The sequence below is a fragment of the Streptomyces sp. NPDC008125 genome (assembly GCF_042957125.1).
Lineage (GTDB): Bacteria > Actinomycetota > Actinomycetes > Streptomycetales > Streptomycetaceae > Streptomyces.
In genome coordinates, this window is the sequence record NZ_JBIBHR010000005.1 from 405,016 (window position 1) to 425,942 (window position 20,927).

15 protein-coding genes and 3 pseudogenes are annotated in these 20,927 nt (G+C 69.3%); 12 read left to right on the forward strand and 6 right to left on the reverse strand.

Annotated features, from left to right (window positions below; translation table 11 throughout):
- Positions 1-36: 36 nt before the first annotated feature.
- Positions 37-1,098: a substrate-binding domain-containing protein gene (locus ACFZAX_RS11580; protein WP_390960901.1), complete on the forward strand. Its 1,062-nt coding sequence runs from the start codon at positions 37-39 to the stop codon at positions 1,096-1,098.
- Between the two features lie 921 nt (positions 1,099-2,019).
- Here ACFZAX_RS11580 and ACFZAX_RS11585 read toward each other — a convergent pair.
- Positions 2,020-2,295, reverse strand: coding sequence for a hypothetical protein (locus tag ACFZAX_RS11585; protein WP_390960903.1), 276 nt, complete (start codon positions 2,293-2,295; stop codon positions 2,020-2,022).
- Between the two features lie 208 nt (positions 2,296-2,503).
- Positions 2,504-2,812 (reverse strand): annotated as a pseudogene (locus ACFZAX_RS11590) (transposase); the annotation flags it as partial.
- Positions 2,813-2,879: 67 nt separating this feature from the next.
- Between ACFZAX_RS11590 and ACFZAX_RS11595 the strand changes: the two are divergent.
- The 5 genes and pseudogenes from ACFZAX_RS11595 to ACFZAX_RS11615 all read left to right on the forward strand — a co-directional run.
- A pseudogene (locus ACFZAX_RS11595) lies at positions 2,880-3,029 on the forward strand (IS5/IS1182 family transposase); the annotation flags it as partial.
- A 601-nt stretch (positions 3,030-3,630) separates the two neighbouring features.
- A complete protein-coding gene (locus ACFZAX_RS11600; protein ID WP_390961016.1) occupies positions 3,631-7,755 on the forward strand; it encodes a SpoIIE family protein phosphatase in 4,125 nt (1,374 codons plus the stop codon).
- Positions 7,755-8,036: an STAS domain-containing protein gene (locus tag ACFZAX_RS11605; protein ID WP_390960904.1), complete on the forward strand. Its 282-nt coding sequence runs from the start codon at positions 7,755-7,757 to the stop codon at positions 8,034-8,036. Before ACFZAX_RS11600 ends, ACFZAX_RS11605 begins: the two co-directional genes overlap by 1 nt.
- 304 nt (positions 8,037-8,340) lie before the next feature.
- On the forward strand, positions 8,341-8,751 hold the full coding sequence (locus ACFZAX_RS11610; RefSeq protein WP_390960906.1) for an anti-sigma factor antagonist: 411 nt from the start codon (positions 8,341-8,343) through the stop codon (positions 8,749-8,751).
- Positions 8,748-10,964 (forward strand): SpoIIE family protein phosphatase, encoded by a 2,217-nt coding sequence (locus ACFZAX_RS11615; RefSeq protein ID WP_390960907.1) that lies wholly within the window; start codon positions 8,748-8,750, stop codon positions 10,962-10,964. The genes ACFZAX_RS11610 and ACFZAX_RS11615 overlap by 4 nt, the downstream gene beginning before the upstream one ends.
- Before the next feature lie 8 nt (positions 10,965-10,972).
- On the opposite strand, the gene ACFZAX_RS11620 is transcribed toward ACFZAX_RS11615, so the two are convergent.
- Complete coding sequence (locus tag ACFZAX_RS11620) at positions 10,973-11,224, reverse strand: hypothetical protein (protein WP_390960908.1); 252 nt, start codon at positions 11,222-11,224, stop codon at positions 10,973-10,975.
- Positions 11,225-11,543: 319 nt separating this feature from the next.
- Entirely contained in the window at positions 11,544-12,374 is an 831-nt protein-coding gene (locus tag ACFZAX_RS11625) for a helix-turn-helix domain-containing protein (RefSeq protein ID WP_390960909.1), read from the reverse strand.
- 412 nt (positions 12,375-12,786) lie between these two features.
- Between ACFZAX_RS11625 and ACFZAX_RS11630 the strand changes: the two genes are divergently transcribed.
- The 3 genes from ACFZAX_RS11630 (at position 12,787) to ACFZAX_RS11640 (ending at position 16,016) form a co-directional block, all read left to right on the forward strand.
- Positions 12,787-13,701 (forward strand): SDR family NAD(P)-dependent oxidoreductase, encoded by a 915-nt coding sequence (locus ACFZAX_RS11630; protein ID WP_390960910.1) that lies wholly within the window; start codon positions 12,787-12,789, stop codon positions 13,699-13,701.
- Positions 13,702-13,922: 221 nt separating this feature from the next.
- A complete protein-coding gene (locus ACFZAX_RS11635) occupies positions 13,923-14,099 on the forward strand; it encodes a hypothetical protein (RefSeq protein ID WP_390960912.1) in 177 nt (58 codons plus the stop codon).
- A gap of 1,005 nt (positions 14,100-15,104) precedes the next feature.
- Positions 15,105-16,016, forward strand: coding sequence for a hypothetical protein (locus ACFZAX_RS11640; protein WP_390960914.1), 912 nt, complete (start codon positions 15,105-15,107; stop codon positions 16,014-16,016).
- Positions 16,017-16,307: 291 nt separating this feature from the next.
- On the opposite strand, the pseudogene ACFZAX_RS11645 reads toward ACFZAX_RS11640, so the two are convergent.
- Positions 16,308-16,759: pseudogene (locus ACFZAX_RS11645) on the reverse strand (HD domain-containing protein).
- An 885-nt stretch (positions 16,760-17,644) separates the two neighbouring features.
- Here ACFZAX_RS11645 and ACFZAX_RS11650 point away from each other — a divergent pair.
- On the forward strand, positions 17,645-17,806 hold the full coding sequence (locus tag ACFZAX_RS11650; protein WP_390960916.1) for a hypothetical protein: 162 nt from the start codon (positions 17,645-17,647) through the stop codon (positions 17,804-17,806).
- Positions 17,807-17,967: 161 nt separating this feature from the next.
- Here the strand turns inward: ACFZAX_RS11650 and ACFZAX_RS11655 are convergent, their stop codons facing one another.
- On the reverse strand, positions 17,968-19,860 hold the full coding sequence (locus ACFZAX_RS11655; RefSeq protein WP_390960918.1) for an alkyl sulfatase dimerization domain-containing protein: 1,893 nt from the start codon (positions 19,858-19,860) through the stop codon (positions 17,968-17,970).
- Positions 19,861-20,200: 340 nt separating this feature from the next.
- Between ACFZAX_RS11655 and ACFZAX_RS11660 the strand changes: the two genes are divergently transcribed.
- Together ACFZAX_RS11660 and ACFZAX_RS11665 are read left to right on the forward strand one after the other, a co-directional pair.
- A complete protein-coding gene (locus tag ACFZAX_RS11660; protein WP_390960919.1) occupies positions 20,201-20,341 on the forward strand; it encodes a hypothetical protein in 141 nt (46 codons plus the stop codon).
- 160 nt (positions 20,342-20,501) lie between these two features.
- Complete coding sequence (locus ACFZAX_RS11665; protein ID WP_390960920.1) at positions 20,502-20,924, forward strand: hypothetical protein; 423 nt, start codon at positions 20,502-20,504, stop codon at positions 20,922-20,924.
- The last annotated feature ends 3 nt before the right edge of the window (positions 20,925-20,927 follow it).

Below are 20,927 nucleotides of genomic sequence, written 5' to 3' on the forward strand. Positions count from 1 at the left end.
ACCGTGCGGCATGATTGTTGTGTTAACGTCCACCGCATGGTCGCTGAATCCGCGGTGAGGGGCGCCACGCTGGCGGATGTCGCCCAGAGGGCCGGAGTCTCGCCCTCGACCGTCTCGCGTGCGCTGCGTGGTCTGTCAACGGTGTCCCCGGAGACCCGGGCACGCGTCGAAATGGCGGCTCGCGAGCTGTCGTTCGCGATCTCGCGCAGCGCGTCCAGCCTGGTCACGGGGCGCACGGGGCGGGTCGCCGTGCTCGTGCCCAACCTCGACTCCTGGTTCCTGGGCGCGGCGCTGGCCGGTATGGCGCCCGCGCTGAACGCGGCCGGCCTGGACATGCTGGTCTACAGCGTCACCACCGCCAGGCAGCGCGCACAGTTCTTCGACCGTCTGCCGGCCCGTCGCAACGCCGATGCCCTGCTCGTCGTCAGCTTCGCGCTCTCTCCCGAGGAGCGCGCGCGCCTCGATGACCTGGGCATGCCCCTGGTCTTCGTCAGTCAGCACGAACCGGGCAGAGCCGGCGTCTACGTGGACGACGTGGAGGCCGCCCAGCGCGGCACCCGCTATCTGCTCAACCTGGGCCACCGGCGCATCGCCTACCTGGAGCCCGCGGACGCCTCGGGATTCGCCTGGAGCAGCAGGGCCCGCCTCGACGGCTATCGCACCGCCCTCGCGGAGGCGGGTATCGAGCGGGACGACGACCTCGTCCGCCATGTCGCCGAGTGGCAGGGACCGAGTCTCGAGGCGGCGGTGGGGCGGCTGCTCAGTCTCGCGGAGCCTCCCACGGCGATCTTCGCCGAGACGGACGACATCGCCTTCAGGCTCCTCACGGTGCTGCGCGGGGTCAACGTCCCGGTGCCGCAGCGGATGTCGATCCTCGGCTTCGACGGTCACACGATGTCCGAGCCGTGGGACCTTTCCACGATGGCGCAGCCCGCCCGCCGGCTGGGCGAGGCGGCGGCGGAGCTGGTTCACCGCGTGATCCACGACCCCGAGGCGTACCGGGAGCGCCACGTAGTCCTGCCGGTGGAGCTCGTTCCCAGAGGCAGTACGGGCCCCGCGCCGGCCCCGCCGTCCGGTGACGCGGCCGAAGGCGTGTGACGACGGGAACGAGGCACGCCCGGGCCGTTTCCCCTGTCGCGTCGCCTGCCGGCCGTCAGCCGTGCCGGAACAGGGTGGCCTGGGAGGAGTCCGGGCGGTCAGCCGGAAGACGGGTCGTCCACGACGTGGCCTCAGCCGCCGACTGGATGGCTTACGCGCCGACCTGCGAGGGTGCGTACCAACGTCCGATCCGCTTGCTAACCCCATGAGGGACAAAAGACGGATTACCGCATCATCGGCTCCTGGCGGACGGTGTTGAGCGCCTCCACCGCACGGTTACCGAAGGGCGGTTGGTCGGGGCATACGGGTGGGCGGCGCGGGCGGGAGCAGTGCCGGCCTATCCGGTGGCCGGGGCCGGGAACCGTTGCCGACCGCACAACCCACGCCGTGGTGCGCGCAGGCACCGGCCGACGCCGCTGGGCGGGCTCACGGGGCGCGGTTGGGCACCCCGTCGAGTCGGCACCTCGGGCAGGGGGGCGGTGTCGAGACGGGCGAGGGCGGTGCGGGCCTTTTCGGGTCCCCCTGCACAGCCCCGGAGCGAGGAGGCCGCCTACCGCGGCGCTGCCGAGTCGGGGAGAGAAACGGCCCGTCGACGTACTGAAGGTGCCCTTTCTCGTCGCACCGGCCGAGGAGCAGAGTGCGGGGCGCCGCGAGAGGGCCGGTGGCGTCAGCGTCGGTGGTCGACGGGCACGGCGTCCACGGCCCGTCAGCCGCCGCTCCGCGAACAGCTCCTCCAGTGGAACCCGCGGTGGCGGGGGGCATCGTCTCTGCCGGGCGGGCCCGGACACGTGAGGGCGAGTAGGCGTCCATCTCGGCCTCGTGGACTTCTACCACCAGCCCGGGCCCAGCCACCGCGTTGTCAGCCCTCCCCGCAGCCAGGGAATCAGGGCGGTCCGCTGTCACGGAGCCGGCCCAGCACGCTTACGGGCTGCCCTTGTCATGTGGGGCTGTCGACTGTGGGCTGCCGGAGTCCGGCTCGGTACGTGGGCGACGGAGCATGATCATCAGGAAGGCGGCTGCGGCGAGGACGGCCCCGAGCGCGACGGACACCGTCGCCGCGTCCGAGATGGCCCGCCACGTGGCGCTGGTCGCGGGCCGGCACATCGGATCGCATTCCCACGCGATCGCCCGATGCCTTCGGGCGGACCAGCCCGCGGCCAGTCCGAGGCCGAGAAGCAGGACTCCGGTCCAGAACATTCTGCGGACCATGAGCAGGTACCTACGCGAATGGGTATCGAGCATCCCACCAAAGTCCCAGACAGCGGAGCTCTCGGGCAATACGGCGAAACCGGTCATCACGGGCAGCATCCCTTGGCCGTCGGCCAGAAGGCGCCTTTCCACGTGGACTTCCTCAAGGGCCTGGAACGCGCTGTGCGCCCGTGTGGCGAGGTGGGGGGCGCGATTGGTCACGACCGTCGGCCACCCGGCCGCGGTCCCTCAACGCGTCATGCACCCGGTTCCAGGTCCCGTCGGCCGCCCATGACCTGAACCACCGGTAGGCGACGTCCCACGGCGCACGATCATACGGAACCATCCGCCAGGCACACCCGGTGCCCAGCACGTACAGCACCGTGTCCAGGACCAGCCGACGCGAGAACTTCAGCGGACGGCCACCACGCCGCAGGTCACGCATGGGCAGAAGCGACTCGATCACCGCCCACTGAGCATCCGTCAACGACGTCTCATAGCAGGGCTTACAGAAACAGACGCACATGTAGATGATCTTTGCTGGCGCCCGACCCGCGAAGATCACCACCCGCTGGCAACACAACACTTTCTTAGGGCCCGGAAGGCCGAGGACCCGCCCCGACGCCGTGCCGGCGGACCGCGCGTACTCATCCCGCACGATCCGAAATCACCTCCGCCGACGCGGAATCCGCGCCGTCATCCCCCAGCCATCCGACCGGATCGGCCACCGTCTGCGGCGAGGAGGTGGGCAACGACGCCTTCGCCCGCTTCCAGATCGCGCAATACCGGGATGAGCGCCCGGTGGGCGGCATAGCGGTGATCGTACGAGGACACTGAGCGCTCCGGTTCGCGAGTCGAAGCCGTGGTGAGCGCACGAGGCGTACGTGACCGGAAGCGCCGATGCGGGGCCGTTCCCCATGTCCCGGTCAAACAGACCTGGTCGGCCCGCCCGGTCGCCCAAGCAGCATCGGAGGAGTGGACGGCCAAGGCCACCCCCTTGTCGAAGTCGTGCATGCGCCGGCCCGTCAGGGCCCGCTGCTGCCCGGTTGTCGGGCGCGTGGTGATGGCAGGTCGCAGTAATCGCCACCCCCGTCACGGTGCGGGCTCCCGGGCCGCAGCCCTGGACGCGGCTGTCTTATCCTTTTGATTGCGCCGGTGGGTCTTCGGGTGGTGGTGAACGCCTTCGACGGTTTCTGCGGAGTACCGGATCCGGGTTGTTCGCTCTTCGGAGATGCTCTGGAGCGGTCTCGGGCGGTGCTTCGTACATAAGGGGCTGAGGCAAGTGGAAGGGTGTCTGCTGTGACGCGCTCGGAGGACGGTGAGTTCACCACCTCGTCAGCGGCCATGGACGAGGTGTTCACCGCTGACAGGAAGATCGGGCAGGAGCTGGCCCGCGTGGAGTGGTCGGCGACGCCGCTGGGAGAGCCGCAGGATTGGCCGCAGAGTCTGCGGACCGCCGTGAGCATCCTGCTGTCGTCGAAGTTCGCCATGTGGATGGCCTGGGGGCCGGAGCTGACGTTCTTCTGTAACGAGGCGTACCGGCGCGACACGCTGGGGCAGAAGTACCCCTGGGCGCTGGGCCGGCCCTCCAGCGTGGTCTGGTCGGAGATCTGGGGCGACATCGGACCGCGCATCGACACCGTTCTGACCAGTGGCGAGGCGACCTGGGACGAAGGTCTGCTGCTGTTCCTGCAGCGCTCGGGCTACCCTGAAGAGAGCTACCACACCTTCTCCTACAGTCCCCTGCGCGATGACGACGGCGTCGTGGTGGGCATGCTGTGTGTGGTCAGCGAGGACACGGAGCGGGTCATCGGCGAGCGCCGAATGGCGACTCTGCGGGACCTGGGCTCCGATCCCAGTGTGGTGCGTACCGAGCAGGAGATGCTCGACTTCGCCGCCGAGCAGCTCAACCGCAACCCGTACGACCTCCCCTTCACCCTGACCTACCTCTTCCAGGACGACGGTAACGCTCGTCTCGCCTCGGCCACCGGGCTCGTGTCCACTCATCCGGCGGCAGCGGAGATCATTCCCGCTGGCTCCACCTCTCCCTGGCCGACCGATGTCCTGGTCCGCAGCCAGGCCGTGCTGGTGTCTCTCGAGGGCGAGCCGTTCACCGGCCTGTCCTCCGGGGCATGGGAAGAGGCGCCCACCCAGGCACTTGCCGTCCCCCTGCTCCAGCAGGGCGGGACACCGTACGGGTTCATGGTGGCGGGCCTGAACCGCTACCGCGACCTGGACGAGGGCTACCGCGGCTTCGTCGAGCTGGTCGCTGGTCACGTGGCTACCGGCGTCGCCAGCGCCCGCAGCTACCAGGCGCAGCAGCGCCGCGCCGAGGAACTCGCGGAACTGGACCGGGCCAAGACGACGTTCTTCTCCAACATCAGCCACGAATTCCGCACCCCCCTGACGCTGATCATGGGGCCGGTCCAGGAACTGCGGCAGCAGCTCGCCGACGCAGAGCCGCGCCTGCGCGAGGAACTGGAAGCCGTCCACCGCAACGGGCTGCGACTGGGCAAGCTGGTCAACATGCTCCTGGACTTCTCCCGCATTGAGGCGGGCCGGATGCAGGCGAGCTATGAACCGGTAGACCTGGCCACGGTGACCGGTGCGCTGGCGAGTGTGTTCCGCTCAGCCGTCGAACACGCCGGTCTGGACTTCTACGTTGAGTGCGAACCCCTGCCCGAGGCGGTGTATGTGGACCGCAGCATGTGGGAGAAGGTGGTCCTCAATCTGCTCAGCAACGCGTTGAAGTTCACCTTCGACGGCGCGATCCGCATAAGTGTGGGCGTCCAGGACGGTGAGGCCGTGGTGACGGTCGCGGACACCGGGATCGGCGTGGCGGCCGAGGAGATGCCGCGCCTGTTCGAACGGTTCCACCGCATCGAGAACGCCCGGTCCCGCTCCAACGAGGGCAGCGGTATCGGCCTGGCCCTGGTGAATGAACTGGTCGGCCTGCACGGCGGCACCATCACCGCCTCCTCCACCGCGGGGGAAGGCACCCGCTTCACCATCCGGCTGCCCTTCGGCTCCGCCCACCTGCCCGCCGAGGCCATCCGCACGGAGACGGCCACCAAGGCGTCACCCGCCACCGCCGACCCCTTCGTCCAGGAAGCCCTGCGCTGGCTCCCGGGCGAGGAGACCGGCATGTCGGCCGACGAACCCCGCAGCGTCTCTCAGGCCGACGACAAGGCGCAGGCGAACCGTCTGCCGGCCCCGGCGCGGGTACTGATCGCCGACGACAACGCCGACATGCGGGAGTACCTGACCCGGCTCCTGCGCGGCGCCGGCTACCAGGTCCGCGCGGTCAGCGACGGGCAGCAGGCCCTCGACACCATCCGGACCGACGTTCCCGACCTCGTGGTCAGTGACGTGATGATGCCCCGCCTGAACGGACTGGCCCTGGTCAGCGCGCTGCGCGCCGACCAGAGCACCGCTTCGGTACCGGTGATCCTGCTGTCCGCCCGCGCCGGACAGGAGGCGTCCATCGAGGGCCTGCGGGCAGGCGCGGACGACTACCTCGTCAAGCCGTTCGCCGCGGCCGAACTCCTCGCCCGTGTCGAGGCCAACGTGAAGCTGGCTCGGCTGCGCAACCACCACGCCCGTTGGCGCACCGCCCTGATCGACTCGCTCCAGGAAGCCTTCTTCCTCTGCGACGAGGACGGCGCGGTCATCGAGATCAACACCTCCTTCACCACCATCCTCGGTTACGGCCCCGAAGACCTGCCCTACCAGCCGATCCACCCCTGGTGGCCGGACGAGGCCACTGACCCCGAAGCCCACCGCCAGGTCGCCGAGGCCTTCGCGACACTGACCGGCCAGGAGCGTGGCAGCTACACCATCCCCGTTACCCACCGCGCCGGGCACCGCCTGTGGGTGACGGCCACGTTCAACCAGGTCCAGGACCCCGATACCGACCGCACCGTGATCGTCGGAACCTTCCGTGACGTGAGCGCCGAGCACTTCGCCATCCAGCGCGAAACCGCGCTGGCCGCCCTGAGCACACGCCTGTCCCAGGCCCCCAGCTTGCCCGACGCCATCGAAGGCTCCCTTGAGGAACTGAAGAAACTGTGGCGTGCCCGGCAGGTGACGGCCGTGGTCTTCGGCGCCGGTGACGAGCCTGCACTCACCTGCACCGACGCCTCCCTCACCTGGCAGCAACTACCCGCTGAACGCCGTCAGATCCTCTCTGGCCTGCGTGAACACCCGACGCTCAGCGCAGTTCCGGGCCAGGGCGAGGCCACTGTTGTCCTGGAACACCCGGAAGGCGTCCTGGTGTTGTGGGTCGACCTGGGCGAGCAGCGCCCCTTTACCGGCGAGGACCAGCTCCTGCTGTCTCTCCTGGCCGGCCACATCGCCCAGAGCCTGGTCCGCGCGCATCAGATCGACCAGCAGCGCGAGACCGCCATCGCCCTGCAGCGCGCCATCCTCGGCCCCGCCCGTCTGCCCGACGGCTTCGCCGTCCGCTACGAGCCGGCCACCCGGCCCCTGGAGGTCGGCGGCGACTGGTACGACACCATCGCCCTGCCCGACGGCCGCATCGGCATCGTCGTCGGCGACTGCGTCGGCCGCGGCCTGGAAGCCGCCAGCGTCATGGGCCAGTTGCGCAGCGCCTGTCGTGCGCTGCTGCTCCAGGACGTCGGCCCGGCCCAGACGCTTATGGCCCTGGACCAGTTCGCCGCCGGCGTCCCCGGCGCGGTGTGCACCACTGTCTTTTGCGGGGTCCTCGACACCGAAACCGGTCAGCTCATCTACTCGAGCGCCGGACACCCGCCCGGCATCCTCGTCCAGCCCAACGGCTCCATCCAGCTCCTGGAGGGCGGGCGTTCGCTGCCGCTCGCTGTCCGTCCGGGCAACCCGCGCCCCGAAGGAAGCTGTACCATCTCGGCTCGCTCCACCCTGCTGCTGTACACCGACGGACTCGTCGAGCGTCGCCGCCGCCCGCTCAGCGCGGGCATCGACCAGGCGGGCAAGGCACTCCAGGCCGGACGGGACACCGCGATCGACGACCTCGCCACCGACGTCATGTCACGCCTGGCGCCCGCCGGCGGCTACGACGACGACGTTGCCCTGCTGCTCTACCGGCACCCGGCCCCGCTGGAGATGTCCTTCCCAGCGGAGTCGGGTCAGCTCGCTCCCGTTCGCAGGGCCCTGCGCGGCTGGCTCGACCAGTGCGACCTGCCGTCGGGCACCGTGCAGAACATCCTCGTGGCGGCGGGTGAAGCCTGCGCCAATGCCATCGAGCACGGGCACCGTGACGCTCCGGGCGACACCGTCTACATCCGTGCCGAGGCGTCCGTCGGCAACCTGCGCCTGACCATTGCGGACACCGGGCAGTGGAAAGTGCCGCAGCCCGAGCGCAACGCGCACCGCGGCCGAGGCATGGGGCTGATGCGGGCCCTGATGCAGCAGGTCACTGTCACTCAAAGCCCGACCGGGACCACCGTCGACATGCATACGAGGATCGCCTGATGACTACGCCCCTGACCCTGACGCCCGGCCGGCGGCCGGACGGAACGGCCGTGCTGACCGTGGTCGGCGAGATCGACATGAGCAACACGGGGAGCCTGGCAGCCGCGCTCGACGGCGCACCCGGCCCCCTCGTCCTGGACCTGACCGAAGTCGAGTACCTCGACAGCGCCGGCCTGAGCGTCTTGTTTCCCCATGCCGACCGCCTCGAACTCATCGCAGGCCCGCTTCTGGCCCCGGTCCTGACCATCTCCGGACTGACCGACCTCACCACGCGCCACTGAAGATTTTCCTACGCGGAAGCCTGCCTCGCCTCACGACATGATTGTTCCTACGCGAGCGGGACAGGATCCTCACGGCACTGGGGTAAATGGCGCATCCGTGACAGCCGTTCCTGCACAAGGAAACGGGAAACGCCCGCCCACGAGGTACCGAAGCAGCTCTGGCCCGATTTCACCTTGTTCGGTGGGGGTTGGGTCAGTGAAGTCACCCGAGCCGGGGGAAAGCTGACCAGTCCGCATTCCACGCGGTGAAAGCTGCTCTTTATGATGAGCATCACTGAGAATCCTAAGGTGGAGGAAACCGAAAGTGTTCGCGGTAGACGTCAGGCGGGACACGCAGGCAGTCGTATTCGCTCTGCGCGGAGATCTCGACTTCCACAGCGTGGTGCAGCTGTACGAGGCCGAGGCCACGGAACTGGCCGCAGGACGGGAAGCAGGGACGGTTGTGGTCGACTGCTCCCACCTCACGTACTGCGACTCCACCGGTATCAGCGCACTGGTGAAGCTGCACCACCAGCTGGCCGCGCAAGGCAGGGTCCTGTGCGTGGCGGGCGTGCCCGCTTTTTTTGACCGCCTGTTTGTGCTGACCGGGTTGAACCAGGTCTTCTGCCTGCATACCGACACCGAGGAGGCCCTCAACACGCACAGGGGTGCTCTTGGTACCGCCGGGGCCGGCGCCGACCCCGGAGCACGGACCGGCGGGGAGCATGACGTATGACGGGCGTGCCGGACCAGCAGGCTTACCCGCCCGCCCAGGCACCAGTGGTACGTACCGCTGCCACGGACACGGACCGTGATCTGCGGGCTCTGTTCGGGCAGTCGATGGCGGTTTTCGCCTCGATGGCGGGCCCGGCACACATGCTGGAGGCGGCGAACCCTGCGTTCTTCACCGCGATCGGCGGGCTCGAGCGCACCCGCACCGGCGTACCGCTGGGACAGCTGATGCCGGAGCTCGTCGAACAGGGTTTCATCACCTTGCTGGACCGGGTCTACCGCACGGCTGAGGCCTACACCGGCCGCGACGCCCGTGTCGTACTGGGCGAAGGCGCGAAGGCCCGTGAGGCGTTCTTCGACTTCACCTACGAACCCCGCATGGACGTCGGCGGCAACGTCATGGGCGTACGCATGATCGGGGTGGAGACCACCCAGGTCAAGCACGCGCAGCGGCTGACGGCCGAGCACCGGGCGATGCTGGAGCAGATCGCCCGCCAGGCCCCCCTCTCCGAAGTGCTCGACGGCATGGCCCGCGCGATCCAGGACCTGACACCTGAGGAAGTGCTGGTGTCCGTCCTGCTCGCCGACGCCGACGGCCGGCATCTGCGCCACGGCGCCGCACCGAGCCTGCCCGACTTCTACAACCAGGCCATCGACGGCATCGCCACCGGCGAAGGCGTGGGCTCCTGCGGCACCGCCGCACACCGCCGTAGACCGGTGGCCGTCACCGACATCGCCACGGACCCCTTCTGGGACGACTACCGCGACCTGGCCGACAAGGCAGGCCTGGCCGCCTGCTGGTCCACCCCGATCCTGGCGAGCGACGGCTCACTGCTGGGCACCTTCGCGATGTACCACCGCGTCCCGCGCTCGCCGCAGGACGCCGACCTCGCGCTCGCCCAGATCTTCGCCGACACCGCCGCCCTGGCCATCGAACGCCACCAGGCCGAACAGGCGTACTGGGCGGCCGAGGTCCGTGAGAAGGCCGCCCGCGACGACCTGGCTTTCCTCCTGCACGCCAGCACCACCCTGAGCGCCGACCTCGACGCCGTCCACACCCTCAGACGCCTGGCCGACGCTTGCACCCCGCGTCTGGCACCCCTGTGCGCGGTCGACGTCATCGAGGGCGGCCGGGTGCACCGCGTGGCCACCACCGCCCCCACCCAGAGGCAGCAGGACCTGCTCGCCTCCCACACTCCCGCTCACGACACCGACGACACCATCACCCGTGTCCTGGCCTCCGGCGTGACCGAGGTCGCGCGCCGCGCCCCCACCGGCCCGGCCCCCTGGCGGGAGCTCGGCGTCACCGGCTACCTGTGCATCCCTCTGCTCGACCGCGGCAACGCGTTCGGTACCGTGACACTGCTGTCCACCGGCGACCACGTCTTCGACGGGCACACCATCGTCCTGGCCGAAGAGCTTGTTGCCCGTGCTGCCCTGGCTGCGCGTAACGCCCGCCAGTACACCCACCGCGCCGCTCTCGCCCGCGACCTGCAAGCTGGGCTTCTCCTGCCCGACCTGCCCCGGGTCTCCGGCGCGGAAGTGGCCACCTACTACCACCCCGCCGGTGAGGGACTCGACATCGGCGGAGACTTCTATGACGTCTTTCCCCTGGAAGGAGACCGGTGGGCGTTCATGCTCGGTGACGTCTGCGGGCGTGGCGCCATCGCCGCCACCACCACCGCCCTGGTCCGTCATACTGCCCGCGCCGTCGCCCCCCTCGTCCCGGGCCCCGAGGCCGTCGTCAAAGCGGTCAACCAAGCCCTGATCAATCGGCCCGCCGGACACGGCACCGGCTTCGTCACCCTCGTCTACGGGCAGCTCACCCCCACCTCCACGGGCCTGGACATCGAATTCGTCCGCGCCGGCCACACCCTCCCCCTCCACCTGGATAACCACCACACGGTTCGCACCGTCGACGCACCCGGCATCCTGCTGGGCATCGGACCCGACATTCACATCGAACCTCGCAGCCTGCATCTGCGCCCGAATGAGAGCCTGGTGCTCTACACCGACGGCATCACCGAAGCACGCCGCCACGACGACGAACTCTTCGGTGACCAACGCCTCGCCGATGCCTTGACCGGCACACCGCACAGGCCCACCCCGCAACGCCTGATCAACGCCGTCACCGAAGCCGTGCACGCCTTTACCGGCGACCACGGCATCGACGACGACCAGGCCATCCTTGTCCTCACCGCCACCGAACCCGGCTGAGGGCGGTGTCACGTTGTTGGGTGTGTGACTGTCTGATGGTGTGAGTCGGCGATTCGGTGCTCGCCGAGCGTGGTCATGTGCCGGGGGCTGTCGGCCATGCACTCCATGCGGAAGTCCCGCCGCACCGCCTCGGCTTCCAGCCAGCCTGCTTCCGTCCCGAGCTCGGTGAATCCGGCGGGGCTGATGAGTCCGGGCAGGGCGAGGCAGCCGTCACAGGCGAACCGTCGGCGCAACGATTCGCGGAGGGAGGGCAAAGGCATCGACAACACGGAGCATGCATCCCTCACGCCCCTGCCGGACAAACCCGCCTCCGGTGAACACCCCCCAGCACACCGCCGTCCTCGGCGGACTCATCGCCCTCGCTGGCCTCCTGCTCCTCAACAGGCGGCCTCGGCCCCCGCAGCCCGCAACGCCGGAGCCCGCGCCGCGACCGGGAGAGACCGTCTTCCCACGCCGCCACTCTGACCCCGGCCGGCATCCCGGTCACGCGGTGCGCCCGCCCCCGGCGCCCTGAGGTCTCGAGTCCGTCGGGCGCACATCATCAGCGGCAGAAGGGTGGTTCGCAGGCGGTGGACATCATCATGTTGTGCTGGTCATGTCGGCGAGCCGGGACAGCTTCCGTGCGGAGGATGTGCCCGGGTCTGCGTGGTGGATGACCAGGAGCTGGCCGTCGGTGCCGGTGAGCAGGAGTCGCTCATAGCGCAGTTCGAGTCGCCCTTCCTGCGGGTGGTTCATCTCTGACAGCCCCGTGCCCCGGGGGCTGACATCGTGGCGCGCCCACAGTCGGCGGAAGGACTCGCTTCCGACGGAGAGGTCGTTCACCAGTTCCACGACGCGTGGATCTTCGCCGTGCGGCCCGATGAGGGCTCGCAGGCCGGCGACCGCGCGCTGGGCCATCTCGTCCCAGTTGACGTAGAGGTCGCGCAGGCGCGGGTCGAGGAACGCGGCCCGGATGGCGTTGGTGCCCACGTGGCCGGCGGGCGAGAGAGCAGTGGCCAGGGGGTTGGCCGCCAGGACGTCCATGTACCGGTTCAGTACGAGTGCGGGTGTGCGGGCCCACGATGTCATGATCAATTGTTGGATTCCGGGCGGGACGTGCTTGTCCTGGTCATGGGCGGGCTGCGGCTGGTGGCGCGGGGTGGGAGCGGCGAGCGCGTGCAGGTGACGCGTCGCGTCGGAGTCGAGGCGAAGGACCCGGGCCAGCGCGTCGAGGACCGGCGGCGAGGGGTTGCGGTCGCGTCCTTGCTCCAGGCGCAGGTAGTAGTCGGTGCTGATGCCGGCGAGCAGAGCGAGTTCCTCGCGGCGCAGGCCGGGGACCCGGCGGCGGCCCCCGCCGGGCAGGCCGACGTCCTCGGGCGTGACGAGGTCTCGGCGGGCTCGGAGGTAATCGCCGAGGTGGTTGGCGCTCATGACCTCCACCGTACGAGGCGGCCCGCGCTGAGCCGGGGAGCCCACGGGGGCTGATGGGGGCCCGGTTTCCTGGTCCTGGCACTCCCAGGGCTGATGGGGCACTGGCTGAGGTGTCCGCGCGGCGCAACGATGGTAGGCAAGAACGCGCGGAAGACCCGCTTTACACGCCTGACCTGCACGGCAAGGTGAGCGCTGGCAACATCCTCGACCAGCACCCCCACCGGCAGCCCGTGATGCGTAAAGATGACAAACGCTTCGCAGACGCAGTCCGCGCCCGAGGGGCCCGATCCCGAGGAACTGCGCGGCCAAAGAGCCGGCACCGACGGACTCGTCGATGCGGTCGCCCTGACGGCTGCTCCCGTCCGTCCCGCCTGAGCGCACCCGCCCCGACGACACGAGGGAAAAACCGATCATGAACCGCATCACGACCCCCTTCGGCTTCTCCTCCACCGCCGCCGAGGTGGCCCACGGCATCGACCTGTCCGGCCGGCGCGCGATCGTCACCGGCGCCGCCTCCGGTATCGGGATCGAGACCGCGCGCATCCTGGCCTCCGCCGGCGCCCAGGTGACGCTCGCCGTCCGTAACACCGCCGCCGGGCAGGAGGTGGCGGCGGACATCACCGAAACCACCGGCAACAAGGACATCCACGTCGCCCGGCTCGACGTGTCCGACCCGACCTCCGTACACGCCTTTGTCCAGGCATGGGAAGGCCCGCTCCATCTCCTGGTCAACAACGCCGGAATCATGGCCACACCGGACCTGGAACGCACCCCTGAGGGCTGGGAATTGCAGTTCGCCACCAACCACCTCGGCCACTTCGCCCTGGCCATCGGTCTGCACAACGTACTGGCCGCCGCCGACGACGCCCGCATCGTGGTCGTCAGCTCCAGCGGACACCTGATCTCACCGGTCGTCTTCGACGACATCCACTTCCACTACCGGCCCTACGACCCGCTGGTGGCCTACGGGCAGTCCAAGACCGCCACCGTGCTCTTCGCGGTCGAAGCCACCCGCCGCTGGGCCACCGACGGCATCACCGCCAACGCGCTGATGCCGGGCGCCATCGCCACCAACCTCCAGCGCCACACCGGCGGCCTGCAGACCCCGCACGAGCGCCGCAAAACCCCACAGCAAGGCGCCGCCACCTCTATCCTCCTGGCCACTTCTCCCCAGCTCGAAGGCATCGGCGGACGCTACTTCGAAGACTGCAACGAAGCCGTCCCCGTCCCCAACGGCAACGGCTGGTCCAGCGGCGTCGCCCCCTACGCCCTCGACCCCACAAACGCCGAACGCCTGTGGGAGGAATCCCTCAGCCTCCTGGCCTGACCCACCCGACCGTCCTCCCAGCACCGGCACGCCCAGACCCCTCGCCCCGATCGATGCCCTGGGCGAACTCCCGTCACACCCGCGGAGTAAGCCCGGACATGGCGTGGTGCAATTCGAGAGTCGTTGGGGTGGAGATGGCACGATGCGACGGTGCTTGGTTGGACCCGCGATCCCCTCGGCAGGCCCCAGCCCCTGTTCCTGGCCGCCGCAGCTGCCAGCGAGTGGAGCAGAGCTGGCAGCAGCTCGCCCCGATAGCCTGTCCCACCCCGAAGAGCAGCGCCCGCCCGGGCCACGCCCACGTCATCCAGGACGGCACTGCCCACCCGACGCGGATCCTGCTCATGACCGACGCCGAAGCCGCCGACTGGCTCACCGCCGCAGCGGCGAGCAGGGACTGACCGGCCCGGAGCCGGACACACAGGGTCCCGGGGGGATCAGTCACTCCGGGGCCCGGTACGGGGCAACCGCCGCACAGACCAGACACCGGTCGTCGGGCCGCAGTGCCGTCGGATCGGTCCACGACGCACCGCCGGAGCAGGTGCTCGTGCGTTGTCCGGTCGAGCGGGAGGTGGGCGCCCATGAGGCCGTCGGGGTCGTAGAGCACGGTGTGCCCGTTCATGACGCGGCTTTCGCGCGAGAGGGTGAGGTGAGTTGCCGAAACTGGTCGGCGAACGGGGCGGCTGGGACGAGCGCCGGTGGGGTGCTGGTGTCCGGGTGGCTGATCCAATTGGCGGCGGCCGTGCCGTCCTGCGGCGTGATGGGGGCGAGGAGCTGGTGCCCCATGGACAGCACCCGGGCCTCGGGGATGTCCGCGAAGACGCCGCCGGAGCCCGTTGGCAGGCCGGCAGGATCAGTCGGCCGACGCGGTGACGCTCGACGTCGACCGACACGCCACGGTGAGGCGTACCCAGCGCCGACACGGCGTTGCATCGGCCGGGGCCGCAGCCTTCCGGTGTCGGTTGCGGTGGCTGGTTCATCCCACGGGGCGCCCTGCTTGCGCTTGTACCACCCTCCAAAGGCGCAAAACGCGCCCCTCCGGACGGGCTATATGCATGCATCTGCGCCGGTTAGAGGGTGGAACCACCGTCAGGCCCCGGAACGACCCCTTCCTTCTGGTCATCCTCGGGCCCCTTGGCCGGAGCGGTCTTTGCTGCCGCCCCCGGCCTGCTGCCTCGGCCGCCGTGCGCCGGTGCCACCGGGCATCCGCTGACCACCGACGTCACCGCCTGATCCGACCGGACGGCACCGCTATCGGGCCGTCGCACCGCCGAACACCCGTGGGGCCCGGCACCGAGCTGCGTCTCACCGCGCGCCAGGCACGCGCCACCACGTCCTGCGGCCCGGAGCCCAGGGCATCCCTCACCACTGGTTCCGACCGGACCCTCACCTCAAGGAGCACTTCCATGCCTCTCTTCATCCGCAGAGTGGTCGCGGCGTTGGCCGCGGTCCTGCTCACCGTCACGGGCCTGACCGTGACGGCCGGCTCCGCATCGGCCGCCGATCCCGTCACCTCCAGCCGCACGTTCCCCAACGGGACCATCACCGCCGCGTTCTCCGACACCACATTCCGGGCCGGCGACCCGTTCACGGTGACCGTGACGGTCACCAACACCGGCACCACGACACAGGGCGTCGGCTACTCCTTCCGAGGCAACGACTTCGGCACCCCGGCGTTGTTCACCCTGGACTCATGCGACCTTCCCAGCTCGCCGTCCGGCTCCTGCGACAACCCCGCACCGGATCTGCGGGTCCGCTTCTCCAGCCTCCCGGCCGGGCAGAGCGCCACCGCGACCTTCCACGCCCGCGTCGTCCCCGACGCCGCCCCCGGAAGCTACAACGCGTTCCAGACAGGAACGATCGGCCTCGTCACCAGCATGACCTTCAGCCCCGCCGTCACCTTCACCGTCCAGCCCCCGGCCGACGCCGACCTCGGCGTCACCCTGACAGCCACGGCCGGCCCCCTGCTGTCCTCGCAGATCAACTACGCCGCCACCGTCACCAACAACGGCCCCGGCACCGCCGGCGCCTCGACCACGACCGTGCTCCTGCCCACCCAGACCACATCCGTCACCGGCCTCCCCGCCGGCTGCACCTACACCACCGGCACCCGCACCGTGACGTGCGACACCGGCGCCCTCGCCAACGGCGCCTCCACCACTCGCTCCTTCACCGCCAACTTCGGCCTGCTCTCCCTCGGCACCCTCAGCGCCACCGCCGCCCGGGCCTCCTCCACCCCCACCGACCCCAACCCGGCCAACGACACCGCCACCCGGAACTGCACCGTCCTGACCAGCCTCATCATCACCTGCCCCTGACGGCCCGCGCCGACCGCGCCCGGCCGCAGGAACCGCCGGCCCGACAGGCGGCCCCGCCCCGAAGAGCAGCAGGCATCTGGCCCGTGCCCACGTCGTCCAGGAGGGCACCGCCCACCCGACGCAGGTCCTGGTCATGACCGACGCCGAAGCCGCCGACTGGCTCTCCGCCACGGCGGCCGGGGAGAACTGACCGGCCCGGAGCCGGACACACAGGCCCCGGGGGGATCAACATCCTCCCGGGGCCCGTTCATGAAGTTGCCGGGCTGCACGCGTGGCGGTGGCCGGTGCCGGTCAGGACAGGAAGTTCTTCTGCCACTGGAGCGAGTCCATGGACAGCGCGGCGTCCGCGAGGGCCTTCGCCGAGGGAGTCTTGAGGGCGGCGAGGCCGGTGTCGATCCAGTTCTGCGTGAGGCTGTAGCCCTGCTCCCGGTACTCGACCGCCTGGACGAGGCATTCGAGCTTGTCGGCGTCGCGGGTGACGATCGCCCCCGGGGTCTCGGCGGCCTCGTACTCGGCGACCGCGTCCTGGACGCCGGTGCGTACGGCCGGGTGGGCATTGGCGACCTGGTCGGCACCTTCCATCATGACGAGGACCGAACCGATCACCCCGACACGGAAGGAGTGCTCGGCCAGGACTCCGGCTGCTTGTTGCCGGTGAATCACCAGCCGGTCCGTGCGACGCGCTTGAGCACGCCTATCTCGGAGATGAAGCTCGCGGTACCCCTGGTGGTGTCATCGGCCATGCGGTCCTCCGGTGTCAGCGGTCGTGATCGAAAACGTAATGGACGTGGGCGAGCTCGCGCCGGGATCTCCCCGATAACGCTGCCCGTGCAGGAGTTGACCAGCCTGCTCGCGCAGCACGTCGGCGAGCGGCCCGGCGGCCTGCGCCAGCCACGGGTAGGCCGTCAGCAGCGCCCACAGCGAGTGCGCGTAGGTCGACGAAGCCGGGTGCGAGGTGCAGCCCGCCCGCCAGGCCCCGCAGCAGGGTCACCGGGTCCCAGCCCGACAGTTCCGGTCCCGCATGAAGGCGTCGTCCGGCTGCGGCAACGCCAGAGCCCCGAGCCGCAGCGCCCAGTAGTTCAGGTTTGCGGCCTCGGCGTCGTCGTCGGCCAGGGGGCGGTCGATGAAGTCCAGCGGCGGCTGCGGGTTCCCGAGGTGGCGAGCGCGGCGGAGGTGGGCCCAGCGCCGGAGTGTGTGGCCGAGCCCTCTTTCCGCGTCGGAGGCCCAAATCTGACCAGGGAGACGCGACCTGGGAAGGCCGCTGCCACGGGGGCGACTTGGGCGGGTGGGAGTCCGCACCGGGTTCCTCGTCATACGTGACAGGCCGTCATGTCAGCGTTCGGGTTTTTTGCAGGGAAGCCGCCATCTCGTCGTGTTTCTCCCCCTACATATAGGGCGTCTGACCTTCATTTGTATGATCAGTATCAATGTCCGGGATCTGCCACCGATAGGTGCAGAAACGGGCTACATCATCTTGAAGGAGTATTTTTCGTATATCGAAGATTGCGTGTCGGTGCTGTGGGCATCGCGGCGTTGACGGCTGGAGCTCTGCGCGCCTCGACGCCGTACGTGGCTGTTGCTGCGGACGCGGCACCTGACGTATCGCCCAGGCCCGCCGCCGTGAGGAAGTGCTCTTCCTCGGCCTCGCCGGAGTCGTGCTGCCCACCATCAGCGCACAGGCACTCGGAGCCCTGATGCGAACAAGCAGCACCGGCACCCCGGCGAGATGGGCACCTGCCCTCCTGGCCTTCGTCGCCGGCCTCGTCGCAGGGCTCACACCCGTGGGCTGATCCCATCACTCGCATGCTCGACCAGGTCTGCCCCGCAGTACGCTGCGGGGCAGACCTGCATGCCCTTGCGGCGTCATCTGCTGCCCGAGCCGCGCTTGAAGGTTTCGGCGGTTCGCCGTGGAGATTCGCTCCACCGGCGAGCTGGCCGGGTTCACCGGGGGTCAGGGGGTGACGATGGGGAAGTCCGGGTCGCCGGGGTCGAGTACGGCGGTGAGGCGGTGGAGTACTGAGACGTCACCCCGGATCTGGACGCCGGCTCGGTCGAGACCTTCGGAGGTGATGCCGGTGACGGTCAGGTGCGACAAGGCGCTGACGGTGCTGGTGAGCGTGACGTCGGCGGTGGTCTCCCGCGGGGCGTTGCTGTAGCTGAGGACGCCGTTGGCCAAGGTCAGGCGGTAGCGTTCGTCGGCGTCGGTGAGGTGGACGTCGATGGTGAGCTTCTCGTCCCATGCCTTGGGGCCGTTGATCTGGATGGCGATGGCGTCGAAGAGCATGGTCGGGGTGAGGTGGGCGATGACGTCGGGTGACGCGGTGACCGTGGGGGTGCCGAACTGGCCTTGGCGTAGTTCGGTGGTGGCGGACAGGTAGAAGTTGCGCCAGGTGCCGTTCTCCGCGCCGTAGCCGAGTTGCTCGAAGGTGTCGGCGAGCAGATCGCGGGCTGCGGTGTGCTGGGGGTCGGCGAAGACGACGTGGCTGAGGACTTCGGCCGCCCAGCGGTAGTCACCCGCCTCGAACGACGCACGCGCCTTGTCCACGACGGTGTCGGCGCCGCCCATGAACTGGACGTAGCGTTTCCCGGCTTCGACCGGCGGGTGCTGCCACAGGTGTGCAGGGTTGCCGTCGAACCAGCCCATGTAGCGCTGGTAGACGGCCTTGAGGTTGTGGCTGACCGAGCCGTAGTAACCATGGGCGCTCCAGGCGTTCTCCAGTGACGGCGGCAGGGGGAGGTGTTCGGCGATCTCGATGCCGGTCCAGCCTTTGTTGATCAGGCGCAGTGACTGGTCGTGGAGGTAGCCGTACAGGTCGCGCTGGGCGCTCAGGAAGGCGGTCACCCGTTCTTGGCCCCAGGTGGGCCAGTGGTGGGAGGCGAACGCGACGTCCGTCGTCTCGCCGAAGAGATCGATGGTCGCGGTCAGCGCGTGGGACCAGGCGTGCGGGTCGCGGACCACCGCGCCGCGCAGGGTGAGCATGTTGTGCAGCGTGTGGGTGGCGTCCTCCGCCGTGCACAGTGCCCTGAAGCCCGGGAAGTGGATGAGCAGTTCAGCGGGTGCCTCGGTGTTGGGGGCCATCTGGAAGACCATCCGGATGCCGTCGACGGTCTCCTCCTGCCCTGTCCGGGTGACGGTCAGGGTCGGTGCGATCAGGGTGACGGTGCCGGTGGAGGTGGTCTGCCCGAGTCCGGCGCCGACGGCGCCCTGCGGTCCGCGGGCGAGCGCGGCCCCGTACATGTAGGCGGCCCGGCGCCCCATGGCGGTGCCCGCGTACACGTTCTCCGCCACGGCGTGCTCGGTGAAACCCTCCGGCGCGAGCACGGGGCACCGGCCGGCGTCGACGTCCTCCTGCGTGGTGACGCCCTTCACGCCGCCGAAGTGGTCGACGTGCGAGTGCGTGTACAGGACGCCGGTCACCGGGCGCTCGCCGCGGTGCTCGCGGTAGAGGGCCAGAGCCGCGGCGGCGGTCTCCGTCGAGATCAGGGGGTCGATGACGAGGACGCCGGTGGCTCCCTCGACGAACGTGATGTTCGACAGATCGAGACCACGCACCTGATAGATGCCTTCGACGACCTCGAACAGGCCCTGTTCGGCGACCAGCTGGGACTGCCTCCACAGACTCGGGTTCACCGTGTCGGGTGCCTCACCCTGGAGAAACGCGTACGTGTCGTTGTCCCACACGACGGTGCCGGAGGCGTCGGTGACGGCACCGGGCACCCTGCGCGCGATGAGACCCCGCCTGGCGTCCTCAAAATCCTGTCCGTCTGAGAACGGGAGCCGCTCCCGGATCTCGCTCTGCTGTCGGACGACGGGCGACTGAGCAACCTTCGGTGTCGAAGCCATAGAGGTAGATTCACACCAGAGGCACCTAAAATATGGTCACGACACCGCTACTCTCCTCGTCCAGATCCGGGGCGGTTGCACCGGAGTCCTGGGGCAGTTGCTGGCGCGGAGCCCGGGGCGGGTCGTTGGGATACGGGGCAGGAAACAGCAGGAAGTGATACCGCGGTGCGAGGGTCGCTGTCCGAGGTGTCCGCACATGGTGACGAGGAGGCCGCAGTTCCCTTCCACCACTGGCCCAACTTTCACTGACGGAGAGGTATGACGAGTGTTCTCGGACCCGCGTGTCCACACGCGTAAATGGGCCGCAAGGCATCCAATCCGTACAGGGTTGATCGTGGGAGTGCTCTTCTATCTCGTGGAGATCCTCGCCACCACCGACGCTCTCGGTTCCCTGCCGTTCGCCGTCGCGATCGCAGCGATCTTTACTCTGACCGCCTTTGGCGAGAGGCGACGGCGGAAGAAGCGCACGTTGCCACTCTGACGTAAAACTGGGTGCTGCGAGGCCCCCCGGCCTCGCATCACCCACTGCTCTTTCAGGCCGACCGCTCATCGCCACGGGCCGCGCGGCCGACTGCATGCGTGTCGAGTGGCGCCGCCTTCATCAGGGTGGCATGCGCAGGTGAGAGAGGGAGGGACGGGCGGTGGTGCCCTGGTTACCAGCGCGTCACGAATCGGTCAACCGCCTGCTGGAGCTGCGCGCGACTCTCTACGCCGATTACCTGCTCGCGATGGAGGAGACGGGCAGATGGCTTCTCCAGGTGTGGAGCACCGCTGAGGCGTCCGAGAGGCTTCGAGCCGCGCATGCCGCGTTCGACGGCTGCGGCCTCGGTGGTGCTCGGCAAAAGATCCATGTCCTGGCGCCGGCTTCCACAGTCGAAGCTGCGGATGCGGTCTTCCATGGGCTGAGGGGCGCCCGAGACTTCGTGGCCACCGCCGACCAGCACGACTCCGACAGCTTGCACGTCTTCAGAGAAGAAGTCGGTGCACTGCGCGACGTCTTCCAGGAGGCGGCGCGAAACGACGTGCGCGCCCTGCTGGCCGGTTCGGCACGCTGGACGGTGTGAGCT

Coding starts and splice junctions, on each gene's coding strand:
- ACFZAX_RS11580 (WP_390960901.1), top strand. CDS start 37: ATGGTCGCTGAATCCGCGGTGAGGGGCGCCACGCTGGCGGATGTCGCC.
- ACFZAX_RS11585 (WP_390960903.1), bottom strand. CDS start 2,295: ATGTTCTGGACCGGAGTCCTGCTTCTCGGCCTCGGACTGGCCGCGGGC.
- ACFZAX_RS11600 (WP_390961016.1), top strand. CDS start 3,631: ATGGACGAGGTGTTCACCGCTGACAGGAAGATCGGGCAGGAGCTGGCC.
- ACFZAX_RS11605 (WP_390960904.1), top strand. CDS start 7,755: ATGACTACGCCCCTGACCCTGACGCCCGGCCGGCGGCCGGACGGAACG.
- ACFZAX_RS11615 (WP_390960907.1), top strand. CDS start 8,748: ATGACGGGCGTGCCGGACCAGCAGGCTTACCCGCCCGCCCAGGCACCA.
- ACFZAX_RS11620 (WP_390960908.1), bottom strand. CDS start 11,224: ATGCCTTTGCCCTCCCTCCGCGAATCGTTGCGCCGACGGTTCGCCTGT.
- ACFZAX_RS11625 (WP_390960909.1), bottom strand. CDS start 12,374: ATGAGCGCCAACCACCTCGGCGATTACCTCCGAGCCCGCCGAGACCTC.
- ACFZAX_RS11630 (WP_390960910.1), top strand. CDS start 12,787: ATGAACCGCATCACGACCCCCTTCGGCTTCTCCTCCACCGCCGCCGAG.
- ACFZAX_RS11640 (WP_390960914.1), top strand. CDS start 15,105: ATGCCTCTCTTCATCCGCAGAGTGGTCGCGGCGTTGGCCGCGGTCCTG.
- ACFZAX_RS11655 (WP_390960918.1), bottom strand. CDS start 19,860: ATGGCTTCGACACCGAAGGTTGCTCAGTCGCCCGTCGTCCGACAGCAG.